Annotated in this window: 27 protein-coding genes and 1 pseudogene; 19 read left to right on the forward strand and 9 right to left on the reverse strand. The window is 70.2% G+C overall.

Annotation, left to right across the window (positions count from 1 at the left end; translation table 11 throughout):
- The first annotated feature begins 25 nt into the window (after window positions 1–25).
- On the forward strand, window positions 26–685 hold the full coding sequence (locus tag CP981_RS21865; RefSeq protein WP_085923302.1) for a TetR/AcrR family transcriptional regulator: 660 nt from the start codon (window positions 26–28) through the stop codon (window positions 683–685).
- Between the two features lie 133 nt (window positions 686–818).
- Here CP981_RS21865 and CP981_RS21870 read toward each other — a convergent pair whose 3' ends face one another.
- Both CP981_RS21870 and CP981_RS21875 read right to left on the reverse strand, forming a co-directional pair.
- On the reverse strand, window positions 819–1,979 hold the full coding sequence (locus CP981_RS21870) for an alpha/beta hydrolase (protein ID WP_244329742.1): 1,161 nt from the start codon (window positions 1,977–1,979) through the stop codon (window positions 819–821).
- A 131-nt stretch (window positions 1,980–2,110) separates the two neighbouring features.
- Window positions 2,111–3,786: pseudogene (locus tag CP981_RS21875) on the reverse strand (bifunctional 3'-5' exonuclease/DNA polymerase).
- Between the two features lie 528 nt (window positions 3,787–4,314).
- On the opposite strand from CP981_RS21875, the gene CP981_RS21880 reads away from it, so the two are divergent.
- From CP981_RS21880 to CP981_RS21915, 8 genes are all read left to right on the forward strand, one after another.
- Window positions 4,315–4,560: a chaplin gene (locus tag CP981_RS21880; protein WP_085923303.1), complete on the forward strand. Its 246-nt coding sequence runs from the start codon at window positions 4,315–4,317 to the stop codon at window positions 4,558–4,560.
- 243 nt (window positions 4,561–4,803) lie between these two features.
- Window positions 4,804–5,193 (forward strand): rodlin, encoded by a 390-nt coding sequence (locus tag CP981_RS21885; protein WP_085923304.1) that lies wholly within the window; start codon window positions 4,804–4,806, stop codon window positions 5,191–5,193.
- Between the two features lie 362 nt (window positions 5,194–5,555).
- Entirely contained in the window at window positions 5,556–5,789 is a 234-nt protein-coding gene (locus CP981_RS21890) for a chaplin (protein WP_085923305.1), read from the forward strand.
- A gap of 202 nt (window positions 5,790–5,991) precedes the next feature.
- A complete protein-coding gene (locus CP981_RS21895) occupies window positions 5,992–6,348 on the forward strand; it encodes a hypothetical protein (RefSeq protein WP_244329743.1) in 357 nt (118 codons plus the stop codon).
- Window positions 6,349–6,648: 300 nt separating this feature from the next.
- Window positions 6,649–7,035 (forward strand): rodlin, encoded by a 387-nt coding sequence (locus CP981_RS21900; protein WP_085923307.1) that lies wholly within the window; start codon window positions 6,649–6,651, stop codon window positions 7,033–7,035.
- 472 nt (window positions 7,036–7,507) lie between these two features.
- Entirely contained in the window at window positions 7,508–7,894 is a 387-nt protein-coding gene (locus CP981_RS21905) for a rodlin (RefSeq protein ID WP_085923308.1), read from the forward strand.
- A gap of 149 nt (window positions 7,895–8,043) precedes the next feature.
- Window positions 8,044–8,688, forward strand: a complete 645-nt coding sequence (locus CP981_RS21910) for a chaplin (protein WP_085923309.1) — start codon at window positions 8,044–8,046, stop codon at window positions 8,686–8,688.
- Window positions 8,689–9,063: 375 nt separating this feature from the next.
- Complete coding sequence (locus tag CP981_RS21915; RefSeq protein ID WP_085923310.1) at window positions 9,064–9,909, forward strand: nitrilase-related carbon-nitrogen hydrolase; 846 nt, start codon at window positions 9,064–9,066, stop codon at window positions 9,907–9,909.
- 18 nt (window positions 9,910–9,927) lie between these two features.
- Here the strand turns inward: CP981_RS21915 and tatA are convergent, their stop codons facing one another.
- The 3 genes from tatA to rpmB form a co-directional block, all read right to left on the reverse strand.
- Window positions 9,928–10,143, reverse strand: coding sequence for a Sec-independent protein translocase subunit TatA (gene tatA / locus CP981_RS21920; RefSeq protein WP_085923311.1), 216 nt, complete (start codon window positions 10,141–10,143; stop codon window positions 9,928–9,930).
- A gap of 107 nt (window positions 10,144–10,250) precedes the next feature.
- A complete protein-coding gene (gene rpsN / locus CP981_RS21925) occupies window positions 10,251–10,556 on the reverse strand; it encodes a 30S ribosomal protein S14 (RefSeq protein WP_085923312.1) in 306 nt (101 codons plus the stop codon).
- Window positions 10,556–10,792 carry a 50S ribosomal protein L28 gene (gene rpmB / locus CP981_RS21930; RefSeq protein ID WP_085923313.1) on the reverse strand — a complete coding sequence of 79 codons (237 nt, stop codon included), beginning with the start codon at window positions 10,790–10,792 and terminating at the stop codon, window positions 10,556–10,558. The genes rpsN and rpmB overlap by 1 nt, the downstream gene beginning before the upstream one ends.
- A gap of 73 nt (window positions 10,793–10,865) precedes the next feature.
- On the opposite strand from rpmB, the gene rpmG reads away from it, so the two are divergent.
- The 5 genes from rpmG (at window position 10,866) to CP981_RS21955 (ending at window position 13,348) form a co-directional block, all read left to right on the forward strand.
- Window positions 10,866–11,030: a 50S ribosomal protein L33 gene (gene rpmG, locus CP981_RS21935; RefSeq protein WP_006604069.1), complete on the forward strand. Its 165-nt coding sequence runs from the start codon at window positions 10,866–10,868 to the stop codon at window positions 11,028–11,030.
- A gap of 5 nt (window positions 11,031–11,035) precedes the next feature.
- Window positions 11,036–11,287, forward strand: coding sequence for a type B 50S ribosomal protein L31 (locus CP981_RS21940; protein WP_085923314.1), 252 nt, complete (start codon window positions 11,036–11,038; stop codon window positions 11,285–11,287).
- The gene (locus tag CP981_RS21945; protein ID WP_085923315.1) at window positions 11,287–12,435 is read left to right on the forward strand and encodes a CobW family GTP-binding protein; all 1,149 of its coding nucleotides are present in this window, start codon (window positions 11,287–11,289) and stop codon (window positions 12,433–12,435) included. The genes CP981_RS21940 and CP981_RS21945 overlap by 1 nt, the downstream gene beginning before the upstream one ends.
- Window positions 12,436–12,492: 57 nt before the next feature.
- A complete protein-coding gene (gene rpsR / locus CP981_RS21950; RefSeq protein ID WP_085923316.1) occupies window positions 12,493–12,729 on the forward strand; it encodes a 30S ribosomal protein S18 in 237 nt (78 codons plus the stop codon).
- A gap of 379 nt (window positions 12,730–13,108) precedes the next feature.
- On the forward strand, window positions 13,109–13,348 hold the full coding sequence (locus CP981_RS21955) for a DUF397 domain-containing protein (RefSeq protein WP_042150368.1): 240 nt from the start codon (window positions 13,109–13,111) through the stop codon (window positions 13,346–13,348).
- Between the two features lie 68 nt (window positions 13,349–13,416).
- Here CP981_RS21955 and CP981_RS21960 read toward each other — a convergent pair whose 3' ends face one another.
- On the reverse strand, window positions 13,417–13,920 hold the full coding sequence (locus CP981_RS21960) for an ATP-binding protein (protein ID WP_085923317.1): 504 nt from the start codon (window positions 13,918–13,920) through the stop codon (window positions 13,417–13,419).
- Window positions 13,921–14,234: 314 nt separating this feature from the next.
- On the opposite strand from CP981_RS21960, the gene CP981_RS21965 reads away from it, so the two are divergent.
- The 4 genes from CP981_RS21965 (at window position 14,235) to CP981_RS21980 (ending at window position 18,066) form a co-directional block, all read left to right on the forward strand.
- The gene (locus CP981_RS21965) at window positions 14,235–15,098 is read left to right on the forward strand and encodes a helix-turn-helix domain-containing protein (RefSeq protein ID WP_085923318.1); all 864 of its coding nucleotides are present in this window, start codon (window positions 14,235–14,237) and stop codon (window positions 15,096–15,098) included.
- Between the two features lie 84 nt (window positions 15,099–15,182).
- On the forward strand, window positions 15,183–16,640 hold the full coding sequence (locus tag CP981_RS21970) for an aldehyde dehydrogenase family protein (RefSeq protein WP_085923319.1): 1,458 nt from the start codon (window positions 15,183–15,185) through the stop codon (window positions 16,638–16,640).
- A gap of 146 nt (window positions 16,641–16,786) precedes the next feature.
- Window positions 16,787–17,335, forward strand: coding sequence for a DinB family protein (locus CP981_RS21975; RefSeq protein ID WP_085923320.1), 549 nt, complete (start codon window positions 16,787–16,789; stop codon window positions 17,333–17,335).
- A gap of 62 nt (window positions 17,336–17,397) precedes the next feature.
- Window positions 17,398–18,066 (forward strand): PadR family transcriptional regulator, encoded by a 669-nt coding sequence (locus CP981_RS21980; protein ID WP_085923321.1) that lies wholly within the window; start codon window positions 17,398–17,400, stop codon window positions 18,064–18,066.
- Between the two features lie 70 nt (window positions 18,067–18,136).
- Here the strand turns inward: CP981_RS21980 and gad are convergent, their stop codons facing one another.
- The 3 genes from gad to leuE form a co-directional block, all read right to left on the reverse strand.
- Window positions 18,137–19,552: a glutamate decarboxylase gene (gad, locus tag CP981_RS21985; RefSeq protein WP_085923322.1), complete on the reverse strand. Its 1,416-nt coding sequence runs from the start codon at window positions 19,550–19,552 to the stop codon at window positions 18,137–18,139.
- Between the two features lie 16 nt (window positions 19,553–19,568).
- Window positions 19,569–20,192 carry an NAD(P)H:quinone oxidoreductase gene (gene wrbA, locus CP981_RS21990; RefSeq protein ID WP_085923323.1) on the reverse strand — a complete coding sequence of 208 codons (624 nt, stop codon included), beginning with the start codon at window positions 20,190–20,192 and terminating at the stop codon, window positions 19,569–19,571.
- A 143-nt stretch (window positions 20,193–20,335) separates the two neighbouring features.
- On the reverse strand, window positions 20,336–21,001 hold the full coding sequence (leuE, locus tag CP981_RS21995) for a leucine efflux protein LeuE (protein WP_085923324.1): 666 nt from the start codon (window positions 20,999–21,001) through the stop codon (window positions 20,336–20,338).
- Window positions 21,002–21,115: 114 nt separating this feature from the next.
- On the opposite strand from leuE, the gene CP981_RS22000 reads away from it, so the two are divergent.
- Window positions 21,116–21,874: a MerR family transcriptional regulator gene (locus CP981_RS22000; RefSeq protein ID WP_085923325.1), complete on the forward strand. Its 759-nt coding sequence runs from the start codon at window positions 21,116–21,118 to the stop codon at window positions 21,872–21,874.
- Window positions 21,875–21,913: the final 39 nt, after the last annotated feature.

Consider the following 21,913-nt stretch of genomic DNA (forward strand, 5'->3'; position numbering starts at 1 on the left):
AGCCAGATCGCAGGGAGGGGACCCCATGAGCGAGATCGACCGGAACCGCGCCGCGCGCGCCGAGGCCCGGACCCGTATCGAGGACACCGCGGCCCGGCTGTTCGCCGAGCGCGGCTTCGCGGGCACCACCATCGGGGAGATCGCCGCCGAGGCGGGCCTGAGCAAGCCGATGCTCTACCGCCACTTCGACTCCAAGCAGGAGCTGCACCTCGCCCTGCTGGAGCGGCACCGCGACGAGCTGGCCGCCGCCCCGGTCCACGAACTCCTGCATGGCGCGGGCGATCTGGACACGCGGATGACGGCGATGTACGACGCCTGGTTCGGGTATGTGGAGAGCCACCCGTACACCTGGCGGATGATGTTCCGCGACACCACGGGGGACGCCGAGGTGGCGGCCTTCCACCGTGAGCTCCAGCGCCGGCAGCGCGAGACGGACATGGCACTGCTCCGCGAGTTCGTGCCCGGCCTCCCCGAAGCCGAACTGGAGCCCCTCGGCGAAGCGATCCGCAGCGCGCTCTACGGGCTCGCCCTGTGGTGGCTGGAGCGCCCCGAGCAGCCACGCGAGCCGCTGGTCTCGACAATGACGCGGCTCACCCGTGGCCTGATCTCCACTGTCGAGCGCCCGAGCCCCGAGGCGCCGGGCACCGAGGCACCGAGCCCCGAGGCACCGGGCACCGCAGGCTGAGCCGCGGCGCTCCGCGCGGGACGGGCCCCGGCGCCCGGTTCAACCCACCACCGGAGAGGGCCGTTCAGCCCACCAGCAGATGAGGAGTCAGCCGACCACCGGATGAGGAGTCAGTCCACCACCGGATCAGGAGTCAGCCCACCACCGGATACAGCGCCGCCCTCAACTGCCCCGTCCAGTGCGCCATCATCTCCTTCGCCACCCGTGTCTCCGGCGCGAACAGCTCGAAGCCGTGCCAGGCGCCGGGCACATTGCGGACGGTGACCGGAACCCCGGCGTCCATCAGCCGCCGGGCATACGCCAGCCCCGCATCACGCATCGGATCGAGGTCACAGACCAGCACATAGGCCGGCGGCAGCCCCGACAGATCGGTGGCGCGGGCCGCCGCGGCATACGCATCCGCCGCGGCCGTCCCCTCCGGCAGATAGTGCGCCCACGATCTCCGGACGCTCCGCCCGGTGGTCACCCGCGCGCCCAACGCCCCGTCGCCATCCGCCCCCTCGCCGACTGCCCCCGCGCCGTCTGCCCGCCCGGCATCCGCTTCCTCGGCATCTGCCCCCTCGGTATCCGCCGCCTCGTCCGCCCCGACCCGGTCGTCCAGATCCGGGACGCACAGCGACTGGTGGACGATCGCCGGGCCGCCGCGGTCCCGGGCCATCAGGGCGACCGCGGCACTGAGCCCGCCGCCTGCGGACTTGCCGGTGAGGGCGATCCGCGCGGGATCGATGCCCAGCCCGCCGGCTCGCTCCGCCGCCCATTCCAGGGCGCGATAGCAGTCCTCCACCCCGGCCGGATAGCGGTGCTCCGGGGCGAGGCGGTATTCGACGGTGATGACGACGGCGGGCAGCTCCCGGCAGAGCGCGATCGCCGCGCGGTCCTGCCCCGGCAGCGACCGGCCGAGGGCGTACCCGCCACCGTGAAAGTGCAGTACGGCGGGCAAGGCGCGCCCGGCACCGTCGTCGGCCGTCCGCGCGTCCTGTCCCGGCGCGGCATCCTCACCCCCGTCACTGCCTGCCCCGCCCTCCGGACGGTAGACCTCGACCGTCAGCGCACTGCCGTCCGCCCGCGGGATCTCGAACCGCTCGCTGTCCACGCCCGTCCGGTCGGCCGGAACGGCGGCCAGCATCGCGTGGAACCCCTCCCGCGTTGCCTCGATGTCCTCGTACGGATCGGAGAACTGCGGCAACGACTCGAAGGCCGGCCGCAGTTCGGGATGCACCCGCACCGCGGTCCGGTGCTGCGCGGTTCCGTGCTGCTTCGCGCTCCGGGGCGGCATCTCGGGCTGGACGCTCATACGGGCACTCCTCGTTCGTGACGAATGGACGGACGGACAACGGCCGTCTGCTCGCGATCTTCACTCCGCACGCACCGCCCCCGGCCCGCCCGGTGCTTCCCCCAGCGCGCCGCGCACACCCCCGCCCCGCCTCACTTCGCCTCCGCATAGCACTCCACCACCGCCGTGGTGAACGGGAAGCGGACCGGAGTCTCCCCGAACGCGATCCGCCCCGCCGTATCGGCCGCCGCCGCGATCGCCCCGGAGACCGTCGCCGCCTCTTCCACGGGGCAGTGCACGATCACCTCGTCGTGCTGGAAGAAGACCAGCTCGGCGCGGAGTCCGCCCGCCCACAGCGAGTGCCGCAGCGCGGCCAGCATCAGCAACGCCCAGTCGGCGGCGCTGCCCTGTACGACGAAGTTGCGGGTGAACCGGCCACGGGCCCGGGCGGCCGCCGCACTGCCGCCGTACCCCGTGGGCTCCTCCTGGGGCAGACCCGCCTCGTCGGGCGGGACCACGGACGCAGGCGGGCAGGTACGGCCCATCCAGGTGCGCACCAGCCGGCCCTCCTCGCCCGCGCGCGCCGCCTCGTCCACATACGCCACCGCGGCCGGATAGCGGCGGCGCAGATCGGCCATGTGCTTGAGGGCATCGCCGGACGTCTGCCCGTAATGGCGCCCAGCAGCCCGATCTTGGCCCGGTCGCGGTCCCCGCCGAACGCCCGGGCCGCCAGATCCGCGTACAGATCCCCGCCGCTGCCGGCCACCTCCATCAGCCCCCGGTCACGCGAGACGGCCGCCAGTACCCGCGGCTCCATCTGGTCGGCGTCGGCCACCACCAGCCGCCACCCCGGATCGGCGCGCACGGCCTGCCGGATCACCTTGGGGATCTGGAGCGCGCCGCCCCCGTTGGCGGTCCAGCGGCCGGAGACCGCGCCACCGGGCAGATACTCGGGACGGAACCGGCCGTCGTGCACCCACTGCTGGAGCCAGGCCCACCCATGGGCGGTGTGCAGACGGTAGAGCTTCTTGTACTCCAGCAGCGGCGCCACCGCAGGGTGATCGATCTGCTGGAGCTCCCATTTGCGGGTCGACGTGAGGGAAATCCCGGCGCCGGCAAATGCCTTGATGATCTCGTTGGGCAGATCCGGGCGCACCCGCGCACCCGCCCCGAACGCCCGCGAGACCTCATCGGCCAGCTCCGCCATCCGGCGCGGCTCCAGACCGCCCGGATAGCGCTCGCCCAGCAGCCTGTCGAGCAGCTCGCGGTGCACATCCGCCCGCCAGGGCACCCCGGCCCGCCCCATCTCCGTGGCGACCAGCATGCCCGCCGACTCCGAGGCCAGCAGCAGCCGCATCCGGTCCGGGTGCGCGGCCTTCTCCGCACGCGCCACCTGCCCCGCGTAGACCTCCAGCAGCGCGGTCAGCTCGTCCGTGCCGGGCGGCAGCGGCACCGGCCCCGGATCGAACAGCGACGGCTGGGTCTCGGCCGTACGGACCGGCGCGTCCACGGGCACCGGCAGGCCGTGCAGCCGCGCCCAGGCGGCGGCCAGCGAACGCGGCTGGCCCGACTGGCCCTCCTCATGGCCGATCAGCAGCGACTCCGCGGCCTCCACGTCATAGCAGCGCTCGACCCGCACCCCCGCCGCCAGCAGCCGCCGGTAGATCTCCGAGGTGGACCGCCACACCCACCGCTCGACCTCGGGCCGTGAGCGCACCGCCGCCGCGAGCGACGGCTCCCGCAGTACCGGCCCAGCTGCCCGTCCGTTCCCGTCGAGCGGGCAGAGACGAGCACCCCCGTCACCCGTCTCCACCACCGCCCATCTCATGCCTTTGAGTCTCGCACCAGCCTCTGACAATCGCCCTGACCAGCACGGACGACAGGAAGCGGGCGCCCGCGGAGCCCGGCCGTGCCCGACGCATCCACGTCCGGAACGGCGCCCCCGGCCCGCCCGCGCCCGACCCGCGACGCCCCGCCAGGCACCACGCCGTACGCTCCCGCCCCGAGCAGCGCCGGATACGCCGCCACCCCTCCACGCAAAGAGAGGCAACTGCTGCGCGACCTCTTTTTCCTTACGGCGCCCACGAGTTCGGCGACAATGCTGACCCGCACCTGCCCGCCCTTGACGAAGCCATCGCCCACGACGCCACAGACAATCTGCTTTACAGGAAGGCAAGTTGGACTGACACGTGCCGCGGGATAAATCCCTCCCGCCAATGCCTCCGGCCTCCGGACTCGCCACCCGCGCATTCACCCGATTGAACCGCTACTTGTGGCACGGTTGATGAGTTGAGCAGCTTGTCGCTCTAAGCGGCGCGTACAGATTTCTGCTTGCTGCCCAGTGAAGAGGTTCACCGTGAAGTTTGTTTCCAAGGCCGCCGTCCTGACCGCCGCCGCGGGTGTCGCCGTTGTGGGCGGAGCCGGTGTGGCCAGTGCGCACGGCGGCGCCGGCGCGGCGGGAGTTGCCCAGAACTCCCCCGGTGTGATCTCCGGCAATCTCATCCAGGTTCCGGTCGATGTGCCGGTCAACGTCTGCGGCAACACCGTCAACATCATTGCCCTGCTGAACCCGGCGTTCGGCAACACCTGCCTCAACGTCTGATGAACGTATAGCTCTTGAGGCCCGGCCGCTTTCAGCCGGCGGGCTCCACGGCAAAGGCCGGTACGAAGAATTCGTACCGGCCTTTGCCGTGCAAAACCCGTTGTGGGCCGCACTGTTGCCCATCCGCAGTGATATGTATCTATGGTTTCGTGGCATTCGGGTGAAACGGCGAAACCGCACCCCCGGAAGGGAGTTGACCAGGGAGCTCCGGATACGGGCACTCCGCTTCGAGAAGGGTAAATCGTGATCAAGAAGGTCCTGGCCACGACGGCTGTAGCCGCGTCCGTCGTCGGAATCTCGGCGGCAGCCGCGCCCCAGGCGATGGCTACCGGCAACGACAAGGGCACCTCCACGGTCAACGGCAATGGCGCCACGTCGGTGTTCGGTAACTCCACCACCCGCGGCAGCATGAGCCCGCAGCTGGAGCTCATCCAGGGCTCGTTGAACAAGCTGTGCCTGGCCCTGCCCAAGGTCAACCTTGCGGCGGTCCTCGCCCAGGACATCAACATCCTGTCGTCGCCGCAGAACCAGCAGTGCGTCGAGAACTCGAGTCAGGCCAAGGGCGACGAGGCGCTGTCGCACATCCTGGACGACATCGCGGTGCTCGCCGCCAACGGTGTCGGCAACCGCTGAACCGGCCATCGGTCGCAGGCCCGGCCGCAGGCTCTCCAGTTGAGCGGTCCGGGCCGCGACACCACCCTCCTGCGAACCGTGGGGCCCAAGACATTTGTGGCCCGTGCGGAGGGAATTCGTATTCAGCGGGTACCTCGTACGTTCGAACTCCGGTGTTTTTTCCGCGTCGTATGCGCGGTGGCAATCTCCTGAAACGGTCTTGCATCATTTGGGCGATTCCTCCGAAAACTTCCCGGGAAGAGTTTCGTCCACGAGGAGCAATCGTTACCAATATCGTCAGCGGCGTTACGGGCGAGCAGCTCAACGCCCGAGCGACACGACGGTCGTGTTCGCTACGGACCCGCTGCAAGGAAGGGCTGAAAGTGAAGTACGCAAAGGTCGCAGCGATCACTGCCGGAACGCTCATGGCGGTGGGCTCGGCGGCGCCGGCGTTCGCCGACGCGGGTGTCGCAGGTGGCGCCAAGAACTCCCCTGGTGTGCTCTCCGGCAACGCCATCCAGGTGCCGATCCACATCCCGATCAACCTGTGCGGCAACAGCATCAACTTCGTCGCTCTGCTGAACCCGGCATTCGGCAACACCTGCCTGAACCACTGACTCGAAGAAAATTCGAGCCGCGTCATTTGATCCGGCCCCGGTGCGCGGACGCCCCCGCACCGGGGCCGGTCGGTGTTCGGCCCCGGATTTCCGTCACAAAAGCCGGTTCCTTTGGGCGGCGCTTCAAGAAGGCGAAACTTCAGAGTTTCCCCGTGTGACGGCACTCGTTAGTCAGGGTGAATGCGGTGATCCGAGCAGCGAAGTGAGTGCTCACGCGGCGCTGGTGTCGCAGGACCTTCAAGCACCGCCCGAGAAGGGACAGTTGAAAGTGAAGTACGCGAAGTCTGCCGCAGTTGCTGCTGGTTCCGTCATGGCGCTGAGTGCGGCCGTGCCCGCTTTCGCCGCCCAGCCCGGCGCTCCGACCATGAGCCTCAACGGCGGTCTGACGGACGCGCTGCACAGCAAGCAGCTGGACGGCCACCAGATCGCACCGCTGATCAAGATGGTCAAGGCCACGAAGGACAAGGTCAAGTCGACCAGCACCAAGAAGCTTCTCGGGAATGTCACCGGAGCGACCAAGAGCGCTCCGCTGCTCGGCGGCCTGCCGCTCGGTAAGTAATTCCCGGCCCATGGGCTCGCCGACCGGGCGGCGGGCAGCAGCTGTACGGCGTGCTCTTCGCAGTTAATCGTTCCGCGCTGTGGCGGTCGCCGAATGCTTCGCGGGCCCGGCGGAAATCGCAGTACGGCGCACGGCGGCCCGGCAAAAGAATCCCGCCCGTATCCCCCGGGCGGTTCCCCTTTTCGGTGCGACTGACCAGGGGACAAGCTCATCTGAGTGAATCAACACAACCCAACTCAATTCTTTCGAGTTGGGCAGCGTGCCCATCCCAAGGGCTACCCGAAACACGAAGGACTAGCAATGATCAAGAAGACACTGGCGACCGCAGCTGCGGCTGTGTCCATTGTCGGTATTGCCGCCGCTGCCGCCCCGCAGGCGATGGCCACCGGTAACGACCACGGCACCTCCACCGTCAACGGCAACGGTTCCCGCCAGATTTACGGCAACTCCACCACGTACGGCTACATGAGCCCGCAGATCGGCTTGATCCAGGGCTCCCTCAACAAGCCGTGCATCGCCCTGCCCAAGATCAACGGCTTGGCGGGCCTCCAGGACATCAACGTCCTGTCGTCGCCGCAGAACCAGCAGTGTGTCGAGAACTCGACCCAGGCCAAGGGCGATGAGCCGCTGTCGCACATCCTCGACGACATCGCGATTCTCTCCGCCAACGGCGCCGGCAACCGCTGAGGCGCTGAGTAAGACCCGGGCCGCCCAGTCCTCCTTCTTCTGGGCGGCCCGGTTTTTGCTGCCGTCGCGGTGCGAAGCCGGGGTGTCCGTGAGTCCGGCCGCAAGTGCCCGCAATTGTTATTTGCCCGTGACTGATATGCGGTGCACCGGATCGTTGAGAATGATGTGTGGAGGGAAGCGTGCCAGTGCCCCTGTGCGATTGATGGGGTTGCCGGGGGCATTGGCGCGCCGGCCAGAAACACAGGACAGGGCCTGCTACCCGGTTTTCCGGTGATGTAGGCCCTTTGTCGTATCGTCCGCCCGGAGATTCCTGGGAAGTCGCGCGGGAGATATGAGGGACGGCAATACAAGGCCGTTTTCGGGGAAATGGTTGCCCGCTGTTCGGGTGACGATGCGGAACTCGCGCGGGTATGACGGGTTATTCAAACAGGGCTCCCGTGCCGGGAGTTCCTTCTCCTGAAGGGTTTGCGCGATGAAGAAGATGATGGCGGGCGCGGCGGTTGCGGCGTCGCTCGTGGGAATGACCGCGGCGGCCGCGCCGCAGGCCATGGCGATCGGCGACGATCACGGCACGTCCACGGTCAACGGCAACGGTTCCAAGTCGATTTACGGCAACTCCACCACGCGCGGCAATCTGAGCACCCAGCTCGGGCTCGTGCAGGGCTCCCTGAACGACCTCTGCCTGGGCCTGCCGAAGGTCAACGTGGCGGCGCTCCTCGCCCAGGACGTCAACGTGCTCTCGTCGCCGCAGAACCAGCAGTGCGTCGAGAACTCGAGCCAGGCCAAGGGCGACGAGGCGCTGTCGCACATCGTGGACGACATCGCGGTGCTGTCCGGCAACGGGGTTGCCAACCGCTGACCCGCCAACGGCCGCAGGCCGTACCACCGCTTGTGCTCCCGGGCGGTCGGCGCCGCGTACGCGCTGCCGGCCGCCCGGTCGTGTGAGCGGCACGGGGGAGGGGTGCGGGCGGCGGCCCGTACGCCATCACCGCAGAGGAGGGATGAGAGATGCGACAGAGCCTGAAGGCGTGTGTGTTCGTGGCGGCCGCGTCGGGTGTGATCGGTGCGACCGGCAGCGCGGCGTACGCGGATGCCGGAGCCGGCGGAGGAGCGAGGAACTCTCCCGGAGTGCTGTCCGGGAACAGCATCCAGGTGACCGTGGACACGCCGGTCAACGCGTGCGGCAATTCGGTCGACGCGGGTGCGGCGCTGAACCCGGCCATGGGCAACGCGTGCGGGAACGGCGCGCCGCCCGCACCGGCCTTGCGCCAGGCGCCGCCGGTGCAGCACGCTCCGGTGGCCCAGCCGCCGGCGGGCGCGGAGCAGGCGCCGGGCGTGCACTGGACGGCCCCGGAGCGGGAGCACCGCGCGGAGCCGGCGCGGCGACCGGTCCCGGAGCGGGTCGAGCGCCCTGTCACGGCGCCGGAGCAGCACGCGCCGGGGCCTGTGGCGGGGCACGTGCGCGGGCCCGCCCCGCGGCCCGCACAGCAGGAGGAGCGGGTGGACGCGGTGGCGCGGGCCGGGGCGTCGGCGGGTTCCGCGCTGCTGGCGGCCACGGGAGCGGATGAGCTGGGCGCGGTGGCGGCGGTCGGCGGCGGGCTGCTGGTGGGCGGGGCGCTGCTGTTGCGCCGGTCCCGTACGCGCCGCAGATGAGCGGGTGGGCCGGCGGTCCCCGGGGGCTCGGCGGCCGGCCGAGCGGGTCCGGCGGGCCGCTCGGCCCCGGCCGCCCGGTCGAGCCGCCCGTCGGCATCGCCGGACGGTTCGACCGCGCGCCGTCGTACCGCTGTGTCGCGGGGCGAGCTGCGGCTGGAAGCGGCCCTGCGGAGGTACGACGGATCGTGTGGATCAACGCGTGAAACCCGTGTCCGGCACGGGAAGGATCGTTCTTTCGCTCATTGGTGGGGACCCGTCTTCCGAGTGTTTGAAGCGGGGCGGAACCGGATGTTCCGCGGGGCCGTGCCGCGACCTCCGGCCTCTGGCAAAATTGGGGTGAAGGCCGCAAAAGTGATGAGTCGATGAGGTGGGGCCATGCTCATTGCGCTGGCGCAGACCGACTGTGTGCTGGGTGAGGTGGAGGAGAACCTCGATATCGCCCGCGAGCAGATCGAGCAGGCGGCGGCGCAGGGCGCGGACCTGGTCGTCTTCCCCGAACTGAGCCTGCACGGCTATCACTTGGGCGCACTGCACCGCGATGCGTCCCTGGAGGCGAGCGACCCCCGGCTGCTGGAGCTCAGCACCCGCGGCCCCGATGTGCTGGTCGGCTTCCACGAGCACACCAGTCTGCGGGCGTACAACACCGCGGCCCACTACGCGGCCGGTGAGCTGGTGCACGCACACCGCAAGCTGTATCTCCCCAACTACCTGGCGTGGGAGGAGCGCAAGCACGTCAGCCCGGGGCAGTCCCTGCGGGCGTACGAGCTGAAGCGGGACCGGAGCGGCGGCCGGGGAGCCACGCTGGTCTGCAATGACGCCTGGCAGCCGGCGCTGCCGTGGCTGGCGGTGCAGGACGGCGCCGAGGTGCTGTTCGTGCCGACCAACAGCGCGGCGAGCCTGGACCCGGAGGCGATGGACACCGGCCTCTACTGGGACACCCTGCTGTCCTATACAGCGAAGATGTGCCAGTGCTGGGTGGTCTTCGTGAACCGGGTGGGCAATGAGCACGGGGCGGCGTTCTGGGGCGGCTCGCGGGTGGTGGACCCGCGGGGTGCCGTGGTGGCGCAGGCGCCCAAGTGGGAGCCCGCGCTGGTCGCCGTGGAGATCGATCTCGCCGAGGCGCGGCGGCAGCGGCGCGCGGTGCCGCTGGTCGCCGAGGCCCGGCTGGGCCTGATCGACCGCGAGGTGCGGCGACTGATCGACGAGGGCGGCGACCACTGAGGGGACGGCCCCTCCGGGTCAGTGCCGGGCGGCGGATTCCTGGCGGGGTGCCTCGGCCGTACGGGGCGCCTCGGGCCGCTTGTCGTCCTGGAGGGCCCGCGCCTCGGACTTGAGGATGCGCATCGAGCGGCCCAGGCCGCGCGCCATGTCGGGCAGCTTCTTCGAGCCGAAGAGCAGTACCAGGACCGCGATGATCAGGATCAAATGCCAGGGTTCGAAGGCGTTGCGGAGCACGGGCGCCTCGCTTTCGTCGGGGGCGGCGGACGTTCTGTCCAGTATTACCCGAAGGGTCCGGCCGTCCGGTCCAGGGGGCGCCCCGGGCCGGACGGCCGGTGCGGTGGCTACCAGCTGGACTTGCGGACGCCCGGCAGATAGCCCGCGTGGGCCTGTTCGCGCAGCCGTACGCGGGACAGGCCGAAGGCGCGGAAGTAGCCGCGCGGGCGGCCGTCGACGCTGTCGCGGTTGCGTACCCGGGTGGCGCTGGCGTCCCGCGGCTGGCGGGACAGCTCGCGGCGGGCGGCGGTGCGCTCCTCCTCCGGTGTGTGCGGGCTGCGGATGAGGGTCTTGAGGACGGCGCGCCGGGCCGCGTAGCGGGCGACCGTCGCGCGGCGCTTCTCGTTCTTGGCGATCTTGCTCTGCTTGGCCATCAGACCTTTCCTCCCCGGGCGCGGATACGGGCGACGGCCGCCTCGATCCCGATCGTGTCCACGGTCCTGATGCCCTTGGCGCTCAGGGTGAGCCGGATGTGCCGGCCCTCGCTCTGAAGCCAGTAGCGCTTGCGCTGGATGTTGAGGTCGAAGCGGCGGGGGGTGCGGCGGTGCGAGTGGGAGACGGCGTTGCCGAAGCCCGGCGAGCGGCCGGTCAGCTGGCAGTGGGCGGACACGGGGCGATCCCTTCGGTCAGCGGCCCGGGTGAGGGCCTATTGAAAATGGAAACCATTTCCGTATACTAACCACATGGCCCGCAACGAACTACGCCCGGTCGTCAAGCTCCGGTCCACCGCCGGCACCGGCTACACCTACGTGACCCGCAAGAACCGCCGTAACGACCCCGACCGCCTGGAACTGCGCAAGTACGACCCGGTGGCCGGCCGGCACGTCGCCTTCCGAGAGGAGCGCTGAGCACCGTGAAGCCTGGAATCCACCCCGCCTACGGGCCCGTCGTCTTCCGCGACCGGGCCGCCGACTACGCCTTTTTGACCCGCTCGACCGCGACCAGCGAGAAGACGGTCGAGTGGGAGGACGGGAACACCTATCCCGTCATCGACGTCGAGATCTCCTCGGCGAGCCACCCCTTCTACACGGGCACCGCCCGGGTGCTGGACACCGCGGGCCGCGTCGAGCGGTTCGAGCGCCGTTACGGCAAGCGGGCCCGCTGATGGAGCGGCTCAACGTCGTGCTGGTGGGCGGCCTGCACGACGACGCGCGGCGGGCCGCCGTCGAGCGGCTGCTGCGGACCGTCCCCGGCAGCGTCGCCCTCCACCACGACCTCGCCTCGGCCGCCGAAGGCACCGTGCGGCGCACCGTCCGGGACGCGGGCGGCACGCTCGACACCGGGGACGCGCCGCTGGTCAACGACTGCGCCTGCTGTGCGCTGCGCGAGGACCTGGTGCCCGAGCTGGAGCGGCTGGCGGCCGGCCGGACCTGCCGGCTGGCGATCGTCGAACTGTGGGACTCGGTCGAGCCCAAGGCGATGGCCGAAGTGATCACCGCCTGCGGCAGCGACAACCTCGCACTGACCGGTGTGCTCACCGCCGTCGACCCGGCGCTGCTGCTGCCCTACCTGAGCTGCGGCGACGACCTCGCCGAGGCGGGCCTCGCCGCCGCGGCCTCCGACCAGCGCACGGTCGCCGACACCTGGGCGCGGCAGCTGGAGTACGCGCCGGTGCTGGCGATCGCGACGGGGGAGGAGCCGGCGGAGCCCGCCGACCTGGCGCTGCTCGGCCAGCTGCACCCGATGGCACACCAGGTCCCGGTGGAATCCGGGGAGTTGGCGGCCGCCGCGCTGGCCGGGTTCGATGTGGCCGCGGCCGCTGACCGTCAGCACCCGGCCTGTGCGCTGCTGCCGCAGGAGGCCGACGCGGAGGGGGTCGGCACACTGGTCTGGCGGCGGGCCCGGCCCTTCCACCCCGAGCGGCTCTATGCCGCGCTGGAGGACCTGACCTGTGCGGCCGCCCGCAGCCGGGGCCGGTTCTGGCTGGCCGACCGCCCGGACACGCTGCTGTCCTGGGACGCGGCCGGCGGTGCGCTGTGTGTGGAGAACGCCGGGCCGTGGCTGGCCGCGCTGCCGGACGCCGCCTGGGAGATGGTGCCGCCGATGCGCCGGGCCGCCGCCGCGCTGGACTGGCATCCCGAGCACGGTGACCGCACCCAGCATCTGGTCTTCACCTCGCCGGGCCTGGACCGCGAGGGCCTGCGGTCCCTGCTGGACTCCTGCCTGCTCACCGACGCCGAGTTCGCGGGCGGCCCGCCGGCCTGGAAGAGCCTGCCGCCCGCCTTCGACGCCCTCCTCGACCCCGTTTCGTAAGACGGGCCGCCTCCGTACGCACGGATCCGGCCCTCAGCACGCACAAGGAAGCTCCCCATGCCCCGACGGCACGACCCGCGCCGGACGCCCGCGCCCCGCCGCAATCCGCTCGACGCGGCCGGCATCACCTACGTCGACTACAAGGACACCGATCTGCTGCGGAAGTTCCTCTCCGACCGCGGAAAGATCCGCAGCCGCCGGATCACCCGGGTCACCGCGCAACAACAGCGGCAGCTGGCCCGTGCGATCAAGAACGCCCGGGAGATGGCGCTGCTGCCCTACGCGTCGCGGTGACGGCCGCCGTCCGGTGACGGGCCGGAGCTTCCCTACGTCCAGTGCGTAGGGGAGCTCCTTCGTTTGTCCGGGGGTGTGCGCAGGGGGAGGGCCCTCGTGCCGGGCGGACGGAGTGCCCGGGTGCGGAACCCGGAGGGCGTGGCACACGTCTCGTCCTTGTGCCTGAGAGTGCCGGCCCGCCGATCCGTACCAGGTGACAGCGCATCGCGTCCGGGGCGACGGCCGGTGGCCGACCCTCCGTGAGGGCTCGGTGACCGCGTTCGACGAGCTGTGACGGCCTCTGCACCGGCTGTCGTGCACGTGCATCTGCGCATGCATCCGCATGTGAACGCAGCTATGATCCCGGGCAGTTGACACCATTTATCACCGGGAGACCCCTGTGCCCCACGCATACAACGGCATGGCCGCCACAGATCTCCGTGATGTGGCGTGGCAGAAGAGCAGGCACAGCAACTCCCAGGGCTCCTGCGTGGAGTTCGCCAAGCTGCCCGGGGGTGACATCGCGGTACGCAACTCCCGTTTCCCGGACGGCCCGGCGCTCATCTACACGCCGGCCGAGGTGCGGGCGATGCTGCTCGGCATCAAGGACGGGGAGTTCGACCATCTCGTCCGGGACTGACCGCCCGTCCCGCCCACACAGAACGACCGGGCGCCCGCCCCTCGCGGTACGCCCGGTGTGCACAACGGCTACGGCAGCCGGAAGAGCGCCCACACGATCTTGCCGTGCGTGGCGCCGGCCAGTGGATGCCAGCCCCAGCTGTCGCTGAAGGAATCCACGAGATACAGCCCGCGCCCGGACTCCGCGGCGAAATCCGCCTCGCCGGCGACCGGTGAGTCATCGCTCGGGTCCCGTACGGCGCAGACCAGCCGGGAGGACCAGCGCATCAGATGCAGCCGGGCCGGCGGGGTGGCGTCGGGGTGCTCCGGGGCGGTGTCCGGGTGCTCCGGAGCGGCGAGGATCGCGTGTCGCAGCGCATTCGTGACGAGTTCGGAGACGACCAGGGCGACCGAGTCGAAGAGCTCGTCCAGCTCCCAGCCCTGCAAGGTCTCCCGGGTGAACGCCCGTGCGCAGCGCACCGATTCATAGCGCGGTGGGAGCGTGCGGGATGCGGATCCGGAGACGGCCAGGGGGTCGACGGGAGGAAAGCCCTGCCATAACGGCTCGAGCATGGTCAAAACCTTGGTCCCCATGCGAGGCACTCCTGGCGTTCGCGGACGTCATGACCCTGGCCGGGCAGCCGGATCTGGCGGATCTTTCACGAGCGTGCATGCGTGCGACGCCTATGGTTCCCAATGCGCGAGACAGATGCAAGGGCAGATGCACGTGCACGTGACGTGATTGCGGGGGCGTGCGCCGATTTGAGCGGAATTCTTCCTACCACTTCTTGTGGAGGGCTTGCGGGGGCCTCACGTATCCGTAACCGGATGAGCACTCAACGAAGCCCGGACGTGGCAGACTTGCGGCCCTCTGTTGGACGGGGTGGGGTCACAGGAGGGTCTGAGAGGTGTCCGCAAGTGAGTCGAGCGGGTCGGTGGTGCGGCGAATCCTGCTCGGGTCGCAGCTCCGCCGGCTGCGTGAATCGCGTGGGATAACCCGCGAGGCGGCCGGCTACTCGATCCGTGCGTCCGAATCCAAGATCAGCCGCATGGAGTTGGGCCGCGTGAGCTTCAAGGCACGGGATGTGGAGGATCTGCTCACCCTGTACGGGGTCGGTGACGCCCAGGAGCGCGAGGCGCTGCTCTCCCTGGCGCGGGAGGCGAACGTCGCCGGCTGGTGGCACAGCTACGGCGATGTGCTGCCCGGGTGGTTCCAGACGTATGTGGGTCTGGAAGGCGCCACGTCGCTGCTCCGGGTCTACGAAGTCCAGTTCGTCCACGGGCTGTTGCAGACCGAGAGCTATGCGCAGGCGGTCGTCAGACGGGGCATGCCGGACGCCGGGACCGCGGAGATCGAGAGACGGGTCGCGCTCCGCATGGAGCGGCAGAAGCTGCTGGTGGCCGAGCGCTCGGCGCAGTTCCACTGTGTGCTGGACGAGGCCGCGCTACGGCGCCCGTACGGCGAACGCGCGGTGATGCGCGAGCAGGTGAAGCATCTGATCGAGGTGTCCGAGCGGCCCAATGTACGGCTCCAGGTGATGCCCTTCAGCCTGGGCGGGCACGCGGGGGAGAGCGGGGCGTTCACCATGCTCGGCTTCCAGGAGTCGGGTCTGCCGGACGTCGTCTATCTGGAGCAGCTGACGAGTGCGCTGTATCTGGACAAGCCCGAGGAAGTCGCCCAGTACGCACGGGTGATGGACCGCCTCCAGGAAGAGGGGCCGAATCCGTCGGAGACCAGGGACCTGTTGCGCGGGCTGCTCCAACTCATGTGACGCGTCGGTAGGATGGCGCACCATCAGGAGTCAGCACCCCCCAATGCGGCGCCCTGAGCGCCCTGTTCTCCAGATCGGGATGGCATGTCCTACTTCGACGAGTTGGCGTATCAGTTCATCGACGGTGAGTGGCGCTCCGGCAGCGGCTCGTGGGACATCGTCGATTTCAATCCGTACAACGGCGAGAAACTGGCCTCCATACCCGTCGCCACGGTAGCGGAGATCGACCAGGCCTACCGTGCCGCCGAACGCGCACAGCGGGAGTGGGGCGCCACCAATCCCTACACCCGGCGGCTGGTCTTCGAGCGCGCGCTGCGGATCATCGACGACCGTGCGGAGGAGCTGGGCGGGGCGATCGCCGCGGAGGTGGGCGGGACGCTCGCCAAGGTGGGCTTCGAGCTGCATCTGGCCAAGGAGTTCCTGCGCGAGGCCATTCAGCTGGCGCTGCGTGCCGAGGGCCGCATACTGCCCTCGCCGATCGACGGCAAGGAGAACCGCCTCTACCGGCTGCCGGTCGGGGTCGTCGGCGTCATCAGCCCCTTCAACTTTCCCTTCCTGCTGTCGCTCAAGTCCGTCGCGCCGGCCCTCGCACTCGGCAACGCCGTCGTCCTCAAGCCGCACCAGAACACCCCGGTCTGCGGCGGCGGTCTGGTCGCCAGGATCTTCGAGGAGGCCGGGCTGCCGGCCGGGCTGCTGAACGTCGTCGTCACGGACATCGCCGAGATCGGTGATGCGCTGATCGAGCACCCGGTGCCCAAGACCATCTCCTTCACCGGCTCCGAGAAGGTCGGCCGGCATGTCGCGACGGTCGCCGCCTCCCACTTCAAGCACACGGTGCTGGAACTGGGCGGCAACAGCGCCCTGGTCGTGCTCGACGACGCCGATATCGACTACGCGGTGGACGCCGCCGTCTTCAGCCGCTTCGTCCACCAGGGCCAGGTCTGTATGGCCGCGAACCGGGTGCTCGTGGACCGCGCCGTGGAGCGGGAGTTCACCGAGAAATTCGTCGCCAAGGTCGCCTCGCTCAAGGTGGGGGACCCCACCGATCCGCAGACCCACATCGGCCCGCTGATCAACGAGGGCCAGGCCGAGGCGATCTCCGCGCTGGTGGACCGCGCGGTCGAGGACGGCGCCACGGCGCTCCTCCATGGCGAGACCCGGGGCACACTGGTCGCCCCGAGCGTGCTGAGCGGGCTGCCGGAGGACTCCCCGCTGCTGCGGCAGGAGATCTTCGGGCCCGTCGTGCTGCTGGTGCCGTTCGACGGTGACGAGGAGGCGGTGCGGCTGACCAACGCGACCTCGTTCGGGCTCAGCGGCGCCGTGCACACCGGTGACATCGAGCGCGGGGTGCGGTTCGCCAAGCGCATCGACACCGGGATGTTCCACATCAACGACGCCACCGTGCACGACGAGCCGATCGTGCCCTTCGGCGGCGAGAAGAGCTCCGGGGTGGGACGGCTGAACGGCGACGCGATGGTGGAGGCCTTCACCACGACCAAGTGGATCTCCATCCAGCACGGGCGGTCGCAGTTCCCGTTCTGAGGCGGTCTCCCCGGTCCGGAGGGATCGGCGACGACCCGTGGCGCGTTGCGGACAGAAGCTGACCGCAAGGGCTCCTACGTTGAGTGCTGTCGGAAGGCGGACGGCGACGGGCCGGCTGCCGAGGGACGTCACGAAAGGTGGACCCCATGCCCACTCACGTTCTTGCCGAGGCACACGGCGACGAGACCGGCGCGCTGCTGGCCTTCCTGGAGGCCCAGCGCGGCGGGCTGCGCCGGGCGGTCCTGGGGCTGACCGAGGACCGGGCGACCCAGCGGCCGAGCGCCAGTGAGCTGTCGCTGGCCGGACTGGTCAAGCATGTCGCGGAGACCGAGCAGGGCTGGGTCGAGACCGCGCAGGAGCTGCCGCACTCCATCGAGCGGACCCAGGACACCTGGCATCTGAGCTTCCAGCTGGCCGATGGCGAGACCCTGGCGGAGATGCTGGCCTTCTGGGAGCGGGTGGCGAAGCGGACGGAGGAGTTCATCCGCTCCGTGCCCAGCCTGAACGACACCTTCCCGCTGCCCGAGGCGCCGTGGTTCCCGCCGGAGGCCCGGCAGTCGATGCGCTGGCTGCTGCTGCACCTGATCGAGGAGACGGCCCGGCACGCCGGCCACGCCGACATCATCCGCGAGTCCCTCGACGGCAAGACGGCCTTTGAGCTGGTGGACGAGGAGCGCGCCGCCCGGGAGGGGTAGCGGGGCGGGGTCCGCGCGCGCTCTAGGCTGGCGGAAGGGGCGCGCGAGGGATTGAGGAGACGATGTCGGCGATCCGGCTGTTGGTACTGGGCGCCGTGCGGCAGCACGGCCGGGCGCACGGCTACCAGGTGCGCAACGACCTGGAGTACTGGGGCGCCCATGAGTGGTCCCACGCCAAACCCGGCTCGATCTACCACGCGCTCAAGCAGATGGCCAAGCAAGGGCTGCTGCGGGCTCATGACATCGCGCCCAGCACCGTCGGCGGCCCGCCGCGTACCGAGTACGAGCTGACCGCGGCGGGCGAGACGGAGTATTTCGCGCTGCTGCGTGCCGCGCTCTCCCAGCACGACCAGAAGACCGACATGCTCAGCGCGGGCCTCGGCTTCGTCGTCGATCTGCCGCGGGCCGAGGCGGTGGCGCTGCTCACGGAGCGCGTCCGGGGCCTGCGGGAGTGGCGCGGCACGGTCACCGGCTACTACACCCCCGAGGGCGGGACCGAACAGCTCGGGCACATCGGCGAGATCATGCATATGTGGGTGGACGCCGCGGACAGCGGCGCCGCGTGGACCCAGGGGCTGATCGAGCGGATCGAGGGCGGGGCATATGTCTTCGCCGGCGAGGGGGAGCCGTTCGTGGGCGTGCTCGCGGAGGGGCAGCAGAACCCGTACGCGACGACGGACGCGGAGGATCCGGGGGACGGCGCGGGCGACGGCGCCACGGAGGCCCGCTGACCGCGTCCCGCGCGCCCTGGCTGCGCCGGGCGGGCGACGGGCCTGCGCGGCGGCCGGGGCCGCACGTCCGTCAGTGGTGGAAGGCCGTGGCGACGCTCTCCGGGCGCTGCATCGGGCCCGACTGCTGCCGGAGTTCGGTCAGCAGCTGCTCCAGGTCCGCGAGGAACAGATCGGCGAGGTCCATGGAGAAGCCGTTGCGGCAGACCACCCGCAGGACGGACAGGTCCTCGCGGTTCGGCGGGAAGCTGTAGGCGGGCAGCAGCCAGCCGCGTTCCCGCATCCGCCGGGACACGTCGAAGACGTCGAACGCGGTGACGTGGTCCGCGGTGGTGAAGGCGAAGACCGGCAGCTGGTCGCCCCGGGTGAGCAGCCTGAAGTCGCCCAGTGCGCCGATCCGTTCGGCCATCGAGCCGGCCACGTCGCGGGTCGCCTGCTGTACGGCGCGGAAGCCGGCCCGGCCGAGCCGCAGGAAGGTGTAGTACTGCGCGGCGACCTGGGCGCCGGGCCGGGAGAAGTTGAGGGCGAAGGTCGGCATGTCGCCGCCCAGGTAGTTGACCCGGAAGACCAGCTCCTCGGGCAGTGCCTCCGTGTCGCGCCACAGCGCCCAGCCGACGCCCGGGTAGACCAGTCCGTATTTGTGCCCCGAGGTGTTGATGGAGGCGACCCGGGGCAGGCGGAAATCCCACATCAGCTCCGGGTCGAGGAACGGCGCGACCATGGCGCCGGAGGCACCGTCCACATGGACCGGGATGTCCCAGCCCCGCTTCTCCTGGACCTCGTCGAGCGCCGCGCAGATGTCGGCCACCGGCTCGTACGACCCGTCGAAGGTCGAGCCGAGGATCGCCACGACGCCGATGGTGTTCTCGTCGCACAGCTCGGCGGCCGAGGCCGCGTCCAGATGGAAGCGGTCGCCCTCCATCGGGACCGTGCGTGCCTCGACCTCCCAGAAGTTGCAGAACTTCTCCCAGCAGACCTGGACATTGGCGCCCATGACCAGGGTGGGCCGGGCGCTGCCCGGATAGCGGTCCTGGTTGCGCTGCATCCAGCGCCTTTTGAAGGCCATCCCGGCGAGCATGCAGGCCTCGCTCGACCCGGTGGTGGAGCAGCCGACGGCGGACGACGGGTCGGGGGCGTGCCACAGGTCGGCGAGCATCGCCACGCACCGCTTCTCCAGTTCGGCGGTGCGCGGGTACTCGTCCTTGTCGATCATGTTCTTGTCCCGGCACTCCGCCATCAGGACCCCGGCCTGCGGCTCCATCCAGGTCGTGACGAACGTCGCCAGGTTCAGCCGGGAGTTGCCGTCCAGCATCAGCTCGTCGTGCACGAACTGATAGGCGTTGTGCGGGGCGAGCGGGCCGTCGGGCAGGGTGTGCTGGGGCGGTGCGGTCTCCATTCCGGCGACCGGGTCGGCCTCGCCGTAGAAGGGGTTGACCGGGTGCCCGGTCTGCTTGCGGTCGGCCGGTGATGCACCTTTGTGCAGAGTCATCTGTCGCGCCTACCCGTCAACTGGCCTGTGAAAGGCCGTGTTTGATGGCTTTGGTGAACTTCACCACGCGCTCCGCCTGGATGCGGGCGGCGGTGCGTGCGTCGTCGTCGAGCGGGGTGTCGGGGCCGCCGACATGGGAGGTGCCGTACGGATTGCCGTCGGAGAACTTCGCCGGGTCGGTGTAGCCCGGCGTCACGAGGATGCCGCCGAAGTGGTGGACGGTCTGGTACAGCGCGAGCAGGGTGGACTCCTGGCCGCCGTGCTTGGTGGCGCTCGCGGTGAAGCCGCTGTAGACCTTGTCGGCCAGCCGGCCCTGCTGCCAGAGGCCGCCCAGGGCGTCGAGGTACTGCTTGAGCTGCGAGGTCACATTGCCGAAGCGGGTGGGGGTCCCGAAGATCACCGCGTCCGCCCAGAGCACGTCCTCGTGGGTGGCCTCCATGATGTCGGCGGTGGCCGCGGCGTTGGCGGCCCAGGCCGGGTTGGCGTCGATGGCGGTCTGGGGGGCGAGTTCCGCGGCCCGGCGCAGTCGTACGTCCGCTCCGGCGTGCTCGGCGGCGTCCGCGATCAGCCGGGCGAGCTCGGCGACGGTACCGGTCGACGAGTAGTAGATGACGGCGACATGGACGTCGTGCACGGGCATCGGCCTACCTCCTCGAACCCGACAATAAGGGCATAGGGGGTACGTGGCCTCCAGGGTTCACCCAGTGGAAGCGCCACGGGCGGGCGGCCGCCCCGGAGGACCGCCACCCGCCCGTGGGTGCGCGCCGGCTGCCCGGCGCCGGCTCAGTTCGCACTCGCCAGCGACAGCTTCGCGGCGAAGCCGAGGAACGCCGCACCGGCGCCCGCGGACAGCCCGGCGGTCAGCCGCTTGCGGCGGCGGAAGGTCGCCGCCAGATACGTCCCGCTGAAGATCAGGACCGTCAGATACGTGAAGCTGAACAGCTGCGCCCAGGCGCCCAGCGTCAGGAACGACAGCACCGGGTGGGCATAGGACGGGTCCACGAACTGCACGAAGAAGGAGATGAAGAACAAGATCGCCTTCGGGTTGAGCAGACTGACCACCAGCGCCCTGCGGTACGGCCGCTCCACGGCCTCCTTCGCCGCCCCGGCCGTCTCCTCGCCCCGCTCGGCCCGGCGGGCCTCCCGGCCCCGCCACAGTGCCCAGGCGCCGCGCAGCATCCCGGCCGCCAGCCACGTCAGATAGCCCGCACCGGCGAACTTGACCACGGCGAACAGCACCGGGGTGGTCTGGAGCAGCGAGGCCACCCCGCCCGCCGACAGCGTCATCAGCACCGTGTCACCGCACAGCACCCCGGCCGCCGCCCGGTAGGCCACCCGCGGGCCGCGCCGGGCCGCCACCGAAACGACGTAGAGCGAATTCGGGCCCGGCAGCAGAATGATCAGCGCGAGTCCCACCAGATACGTGGACAGATCCGTTATCCCCAGCATGGGGCGCAGGATCTCACCCGCCGCTCCGGCGCCTCACGGGTTTTCATGATGCGGACTTGCACCTCACGCGGCGTGAGGCCGCATCGTGGTGCGGGTACCCAGGAGGGAGCGGAAGTGAGCTATTCGGTAGGGCAGGTCGCCGCCTTCGCCGGTGTGACGGTGCGCACCCTGCACCACTACGACGAGATCGGGCTGCTCCAGCCCGGCGAGCGCAATCACGCAGGTCACCGTCGCTACGGCGAGGACGACCTGGACCGGTTGCAGCAGATCCTGTTCTACCGGGAGCTCGGTTTTCCGCTCGACGAGGTCGCGGCCCTCGTGGACGATCCGCACGCGGACCCGCGGGAGCATCTGCGGCGCCAGCACGACCTGCTGACCACACGGATCGAGAAGCTCCAGAAAATGGCCGCCGCCGTCGAACACGCGATGGAGGCCCGCAGGATGAACGTACGGCTCACACCGGAGGAGAAGTTCGAGGTCTTCGGGGACTTCGACCCGGACGAGCACGCGGCGGAGGTCGAGGAGCGCTGGGGCCACACCGAGGCCTACAAGGAGTCGCAGCGCAGGACGGCCGCGTACACCAAGGAGGACTGGAAGCGGCTGACGGCAGAGCTCGACGCCCTCCACCGGAAGATGGCGGACCTGCTCGCCGAGGGGGTGCCGGCGGACTCCGCGACGGCCATGGATGTCGCCGAGGAGCACCGGCAGTTCATCTGCGCTGCGTACTACGAATGCTCGCTCGAACTGCACACCTGCCTCGGCGAGATCTATGTCGCCGACGAACGCTTCACCGCCACCTATGAGGCAATCCGGGCCGGCCTCGCCGGGTACCTGCGGGACGCGATCCTGGCCAACGCGGCCCGCCACCAGTGATCCGTACGGGCCGGGGAGGGCGCCCCCGGCCCGTACGGA

The organism is Streptomyces platensis (assembly GCF_008704855.1).
Lineage (GTDB): Bacteria > Actinomycetota > Actinomycetes > Streptomycetales > Streptomycetaceae > Streptomyces > Streptomyces platensis.

What these genes read in the sequence shown, in the direction of transcription:
- gad (WP_085923322.1), bottom strand. Translation starts at nt 19,552, where the DNA reads ATGACTCTGCACAAAGGTGCATCACCGGCCGACCGCAAGCAGACCGGG.
- CP981_RS21870 (WP_244329742.1), bottom strand. Translation starts at nt 1,979, where the DNA reads ATGAGCGTCCAGCCCGAGATGCCGCCCCGGAGCGCGAAGCAGCACGGA.
- wrbA (WP_085923323.1), bottom strand. Translation starts at nt 20,192, where the DNA reads ATGCCCGTGCACGACGTCCATGTCGCCGTCATCTACTACTCGTCGACC.
- CP981_RS21865 (WP_085923302.1), top strand. Translation starts at nt 26, where the DNA reads ATGAGCGAGATCGACCGGAACCGCGCCGCGCGCGCCGAGGCCCGGACC.
- rpsN (WP_085923312.1), bottom strand. Translation starts at nt 10,556, where the DNA reads ATGGCCAAGCAGAGCAAGATCGCCAAGAACGAGAAGCGCCGCGCGACG.
- CP981_RS21900 (WP_085923307.1), top strand. Translation starts at nt 6,649, where the DNA reads ATGATCAAGAAGACACTGGCGACCGCAGCTGCGGCTGTGTCCATTGTC.
- rpsR (WP_085923316.1), top strand. Translation starts at nt 12,493, where the DNA reads ATGCCCCGACGGCACGACCCGCGCCGGACGCCCGCGCCCCGCCGCAAT.
- CP981_RS21980 (WP_085923321.1), top strand. Translation starts at nt 17,398, where the DNA reads ATGTCGGCGATCCGGCTGTTGGTACTGGGCGCCGTGCGGCAGCACGGC.
- CP981_RS21915 (WP_085923310.1), top strand. Translation starts at nt 9,064, where the DNA reads ATGCTCATTGCGCTGGCGCAGACCGACTGTGTGCTGGGTGAGGTGGAG.
- CP981_RS21960 (WP_085923317.1), bottom strand. Translation starts at nt 13,920, where the DNA reads ATGGGGACCAAGGTTTTGACCATGCTCGAGCCGTTATGGCAGGGCTTT.
- leuE (WP_085923324.1), bottom strand. Translation starts at nt 21,001, where the DNA reads ATGCTGGGGATAACGGATCTGTCCACGTATCTGGTGGGACTCGCGCTG.
- CP981_RS21910 (WP_085923309.1), top strand. Translation starts at nt 8,044, where the DNA reads ATGCGACAGAGCCTGAAGGCGTGTGTGTTCGTGGCGGCCGCGTCGGGT.
- CP981_RS21970 (WP_085923319.1), top strand. Translation starts at nt 15,183, where the DNA reads ATGTCCTACTTCGACGAGTTGGCGTATCAGTTCATCGACGGTGAGTGG.
- CP981_RS21975 (WP_085923320.1), top strand. Translation starts at nt 16,787, where the DNA reads ATGCCCACTCACGTTCTTGCCGAGGCACACGGCGACGAGACCGGCGCG.
- rpmG (WP_006604069.1), top strand. Translation starts at nt 10,866, where the DNA reads ATGGCCCGCAACGAACTACGCCCGGTCGTCAAGCTCCGGTCCACCGCC.
- CP981_RS21905 (WP_085923308.1), top strand. Translation starts at nt 7,508, where the DNA reads ATGAAGAAGATGATGGCGGGCGCGGCGGTTGCGGCGTCGCTCGTGGGA.
- CP981_RS21945 (WP_085923315.1), top strand. Translation starts at nt 11,287, where the DNA reads ATGGAGCGGCTCAACGTCGTGCTGGTGGGCGGCCTGCACGACGACGCG.